The 5950-nt window shown below is 36.0% G+C and carries 4 protein-coding genes; 3 read left to right on the top strand and 1 reads right to left on the bottom strand.

The window, feature by feature from the left end:
- The coding region (locus U9Q18_05715) for a Clp protease N-terminal domain-containing protein (protein ID MEA3313854.1) at positions 1-926 on the bottom strand (926 nt) is incomplete at its 3' end.
- A 141-nt stretch (positions 927-1067) separates the two neighbouring features.
- Between U9Q18_05715 and gyrB the strand changes: the two genes are divergently transcribed.
- The 3 genes from gyrB to U9Q18_05700 all read left to right on the top strand — a co-directional run.
- Positions 1068-3029 (top strand): DNA topoisomerase (ATP-hydrolyzing) subunit B, encoded by a 1962-nt coding sequence (gene gyrB, locus U9Q18_05710; protein MEA3313853.1) that lies wholly within the window; start codon positions 1068-1070, stop codon positions 3027-3029.
- Between the two features lie 9 nt (positions 3030-3038).
- Positions 3039-5480 carry a DNA gyrase subunit A gene (gyrA, locus tag U9Q18_05705; protein MEA3313852.1) on the top strand — a complete coding sequence of 814 codons (2442 nt, stop codon included), beginning with the start codon at positions 3039-3041 and terminating at the stop codon, positions 5478-5480.
- Positions 5477-5950, top strand: a 474-nt coding sequence (locus tag U9Q18_05700) for an AI-2E family transporter (protein ID MEA3313851.1), incomplete at its 3' end; no start/stop codon positions are given. The genes gyrA and U9Q18_05700, both read left to right, overlap by 4 nt.

Below are 5950 nucleotides of genomic sequence, written 5' to 3'. Positions count from 1 at the left end.
GGCTTTAAGATATTAGAGGCATCCACTGCACCTTCAGCGGCTCCTGCTCCAACTATTGTATGAAACTCATCAATAAACAATATTACATTCTTCTGCGCTTTATTAAGTTCGTGTAAAATCTTCTTCATTCGATCCTCAAATTCCCCTCTATACTTGGTGCCAGCAATAATTGATGCGATATCAAGTGCAACGAGTCGTCTTCCCTTAAGCAAATATGGTACTTTTCCCGAAACAATTCTTTGGGCTAATCCTTCCACTATTGCCGTTTTGCCCACGCCAGGATCGCCGATAATAGCAGGATTATTCTTTTTCCGCCTCATAAGAATTTCAATCACTCGCTCCATCTCGTCTTCTCGACCTATCACCGTATCTAGCTTCCCTCTTTTTGCAAGAAGAGTAAGATCTCTGCTGTATTGATCAAGAATAGGCGTTTTCATTTGATTAGAGGTATAGGCCACTTTTTTATCCCAGGATATTTTCTTCTCGCCCAACAGCGAATATATTGTTTCTTCAAGCTGTGCAAAATCAATTCCAATATCCTGTAAAATTTTAACAGCGACTCCTCCACCTTCGTGAATAATTGCAAGCAAAATATGCTCTGTGTTGATATATGAATCTCCCAGATTAGCTACTTCTTTTTCGGAAATCTCTAGAACTCTTTTTGTCCTAGGAGTAAGTATCACGTCTTCTTTTTCAAAAACATCACTCTTTTTATCCTTCCTTATGAGTGATTCAATCCTCTCTATTATCTCTTGAGGGCTTGCACCAACACTAATAAGAGTGTGATATGCAACACCTTCTTCGATCTTAATAAGACCAAGCAATATATGTTCAGTACCTAAATAATCATTATTTAGGAAGTTTGCTTCTTCCTGAGCAAGCCAGATTACTTTCTGGGCCATCTCAGTTAAATTATTCCAGTTCATATCTCCATCTCCCTATTACATTTTACTCACTTTAGGTAAAATCGTCAAATGTTATATAAAAGTAAGAACAATCCTAATAAAATTTTACTTTTTTCTAATTTCTGTTAAAATAGAGTGGTTATAAATTAGGAGGCTAAATAAATGCAAAACGAAGATTATACAGCGAAAAATATCAGGGTTTTAGAGGGGCTTGAACATGTGCGAAAACGCCCCTCGATGTATATAGGCTCCACCAATGAAAGAGGACTCCATCATCTCGTATTTGAAGTAGTAGATAATAGTATCGACGAAGCAATGGCTGGACATTGCACAGAAATTAACGTCATTCTTCGCAAAGATAGTACTGTTACGGTAATCGATAATGGTAGGGGCATCCCGGTAGATATGCATCCAACCTTAGGAATTTCCGGTGTTGAAGTAGCTCTGACAAAACTAAATGCAGGTGGAAAGTTTGATGATAAAGCATATCATGTTTCTGGTGGATTGCACGGCGTAGGTGTATCGGTAGTAAATGCGCTATCAGAAAAACTTTATGTAAAAGTAGTAAGAGATAAGGTAGCATACGAACAAGAATTTGTAAGAGGCAAAGCGCAATATCCACTAAGAAAAAAAGAATTAACCACTACTGAAAAAAATGGCACGGAAATTACATTTAAACCAGATTCATTGATCTTTGAGATACTAAAATTTGAACCTTCCGTCATAAAACCAAAACTCAAAGAATTGGCATATTTAAACAGTGGATTAAAAATTACATTTACGGATGAAACAGCAGGTATCGCAGCGGACATCGCATCAAATATCGCAGCAGGCAGCACAACGGGCATCACAACGGGCATCACGGAAGTTTATCTCTCGGCAAACGGCATTAAAGATTTTATAAAAGAAATTCATAGCGAGCGACAAGTACTTCCCGAAAAAGTCATATATATGAAAAAAGAGGAAGAAAATTTCTTTTTAGAAGTTGCGTTGCAATACAACAGTGGCTTTGGAACAGATATCAAGTCCTTTGTAAACAACATTTGTACGATTGACGGGGGTACCCACGAAGCAGGTTTTAAAATGGCTCTAACGAGATTGTTAAATGTTCAAGCTAGCCAGCTAAATCTCTTAAAAAACGGGATACCTTTATCTGGTGACGATGTAAGAGAAGGACTTACGGCAATAATTAATTTAAGAATCACAAACCCACAATTCGAAGGACAAACAAAAACAAGACTCGGCAACTCAGAAGCAAAAAACCTTGTGTCTGAAACTGTAAAAGAAAAATTTACTACATACTTTGACCACAATGTTGAAGATTTAAAACAAATTATAAAAAAATCTATTATCGCTCATAATGCACGAATTGCAGCCAAAAAAGCTAGAGAGTTAGTAAGAAGGAAGAACAGCCTTGATTTCACAGGAAGACTCCCCGGTAAACTAGCCGATTGCTCTACAAATGACCCAGAAAAAGCAGAAATATACATCGTTGAAGGAGAATCTGCAGGCGGAAGTGCAAAACAGGGAAGAGACAGAGGATTTCAAGCTATACTCCCGCTCAGAGGAAAAATATTAAACGTAGAAAGAGCAACTCTAAACAATGCACTTGCTAACCAGGAAATCAAAAACCTTATAACATCCCTTGGATGTGGTATATTGGATGAGTTTGCAGCAGAAAAACTTAGATACCACAAAGTAGTCATCATGACAGATGCAGATGTAGATGGCGCTCATATAAGAACATTGTTACTTACATTCTTCTTTAGATATATGCGGCCACTGATCGATGACGGATATCTATATATTGCTCAACCGCCATTGTATAAAATAAAATCAAACAAAAAAATCTACTATGCATTTTCTGATGGGGAATTAAAAAGAATACTATCACAAATTCAAGAAAAAACAGAAATTCAACGCTACAAAGGACTTGGAGAAATGGATGCAACACAATTATGGGAAACCACAATGGATCCATCAAGGAGAGTTATATTAAGAGTAACAATAGGAGAAGCAGAAAGAGCAAATAGCCTCTTTAATATTCTCATGGGTAAAAAAGTGGAACCGAGAAAGAAATTTATAGAAGATCATGCAAAAGAAGTAGTAAATTTAGACATTTAGGAGTGAAATATGGCAGATCTATTTGGTGAAAAAGTTATAAACATTCCTGTAGAAGAAGAGATTACAAAATCTTATATTGATTATTCAATGAGCATAATTATAGGAAGAGCACTGCCAGATATTCGAGATGGCTTGAAACCGGTTCATAGAAGAATTTTATATGCAATGAAAGAAATGTCATGCATCCCTAGTAAGCCACATAAGAAAAGTGCAAGAATTGTAGGAGAAGTTTTAGGAAAATTCCACCCACACGGCGATGTTGCAGTGTATTACACATTAGTTAGAATGGCACAACCATTTTCCCTGAAACATCCACTAATAGACGGTCATGGAAATTTTGGCTCAATTGATGGAGATTCCCCTGCTGCAATGCGTTATACCGAAGTACGCCTTGATAGAATTGCAATGGAAATGTTAGAAGACCTGAACGAAAATACTGTAGATTTCATTCCAAATTTTGACAATACATTGCAAGAACCCGTCGTACTCCCAGCAAAAATACCAAACCTTTTAATTAACGGGTCTTCGGGGATTGCAGTGGGAATGGCCACAAATATCCCGCCTCACAACCTTTTAGAAATCTCAGATGCATTAATCCATATTATAGATAAGGAGATTTTAAAGGGCGATGAAATTAAGCCGGAAGAACTTTATAGTATTATAAAAGGTCCCGATTTCCCAACATCAGGAACAATTGTCGGAAGAGAAGGAATAAAGAGTTACTTTGACACAGGAAGAGGCAGCATCATAATAAGAGGAAAAGCACACATAGAGGAAAAACAAAAAGGCAAAAGATATTTTGTCATCACTGAGCTTCCCTTTGCTGTAAACAAAGCAGAACTCGTAGAAAAAATTGCTAAACTCGCAAAAATGAAGAAACTCGAGGGAATTGAGGATTTACGAGATGAATCAGACAGAGACGGTATCCGCATAGTAATAAAACTCAGCAGAGAAACCAATATCAACGTATTCGAAAACAGACTTCGCCTGCATACGCTTTTTGAAAAACATTATGGAATAATACTCATTGGAATCCTTAATAATGTGCCAAAAGTATTTACAATGAAAGAACTCTTAATGGAATTTCTCCTTTTCAGAAAAGATGTTCTTATAAGAAAAACAACTTTTGAGCTTAATAAAGCAAAAGAACATCTGGAGATTTTAGAAGGCTTAGGTAAAGCGATACAACAAATTGACGATGTCATAAAAATAATACGCGCCTCAAAAAATGCGCAAGAAGCGACAACAGGACTGGCAAAGTTACTGTCCGCCTCAGATAGACAGATAAAAGCTATCCTTGAAATGAAGCTCTCACGCCTTACTAATATGGAAATAGACAAACTTAACAATGATATTGACACCACCAAGAAAAACATTGATTCCCTAACAGAAACACTGGAAAAGAAAGAGAAACAATGGTTAATAATAAAAGAGGACCTTTTAAGAATAAAAGCAAGATACGGAACTAGTAGAAAAACAGCTATTACAGCATCTGAAGAAGAGATAGACATTGAAGATATAATAGAAAACAAAAAAATTATTATATCCGCAACACGCGACGGTTATATAAAACGTTTAGATGAAGCCACATTTAGATTACAACACAGAGGGGGCAAAGGTGTACTAGGCCAAGCTTCTAGCGAAGAAGATTATCCCAGTGATATATGTACCACATTTACAAAAAGCACGATGTTGTTCTTTACAAACACGGGAAAAGTGTATAGTTTAAAAGCATACAAAATACCAGAAAACAGAAGAGAATCAAAAGGAACACCCATACATAGACTTCTTCGGATAAAAAATGACGAAAGGATATCAGCTACCTTTTCTCTCGACGACAAATCGAATTATGAAAACTTCATCATGGTAACAAGAAAAGGCAAAATAAAAAAAGTTAAGATATCTGAATTTACAACTGTCTACGTCAATGGCAAACGTGCAATTGGACTTAAGAAAGGAGATAAATTACTGACATTGCGCCCTGTAAAAAAGGATGATGAAGTGCTTGTAATTTCTAGAAAAGGCCATGGTTTACGCTTTAATGCAAATGAAATTAGGTCAATGGGAAGAATTGCAAGAGGCGTAATAGGAATAAGATTGCAAGATGGGGACGAGGTCAAAGGAATGGAAGTCATACAGAAAGGAACAGAAATATTTCTTGTAACTAAAAAAGGCTTCGGAAAACGATTAGTTGGAAAAAAAATCAGAAAAATTAGACATGGCGGAAAAGGTGTCAAGTGTGCTAAAATAGATGAAAAAGCAGGAGAAGTTCAGGCAATACAAAATGTGACTAAAAAGAACAAAATATTTGTTGTTACAAAAAACGGGAATGTAATAAAAATAAAAGCCTCTACAGTGCCTATATTAAGCCGCACAGCAAGAGGAGTAAGGATCATGAAATTCAAAACCAAAAATGACGAAGTCGCATCCATAACTGTAAGCCAAAAATGAAAATATCCGATAAAGGCTATGCCCCTGTGAAAACAGGGGTTCTAATCGGAGTAATTTTAATAGGTTTGGTCATCCTATTATATGTCATATTTAAAATAAGGAGTGTGTTCCCTCCTATTTTTTATGGCATACTTATCGGATATTTGTTTCTTCCAATTACCAATTTCTTTTCAAAAAAAATCCCGAGATTTTTTGCCTCACTCCTTACAATAGCCTTATTTCTCTCAACGCTTATTCTTATGGGATACATACTCATTCCAAAAATAATAAAAGAAGCTAGCGAAGTTACTGCAAATCTGCCAAATATAATAAATTCGATTTCAACCTTCTTAGAAAATTTAATAAATAAACTTCCGGTCAATATACGTGGAAATCTATTAAAATCACTCTTGGGCAATGCTGATAATATATTCAGAACAAATATAGCTTTACTAGAAAAAACATTCCTCACAACACTAATGCAAAAAATA

It is taken from the genome of Caldisericota bacterium (assembly GCA_034717215.1).
Taxonomy (GTDB): Bacteria; Caldisericota; Caldisericia; order Caldisericales; family Caldisericaceae; genus UBA646.
Note: the sequence above shows the minus strand (reverse complement) of the source record. Positions and strands in the feature narration are given on the sequence as shown.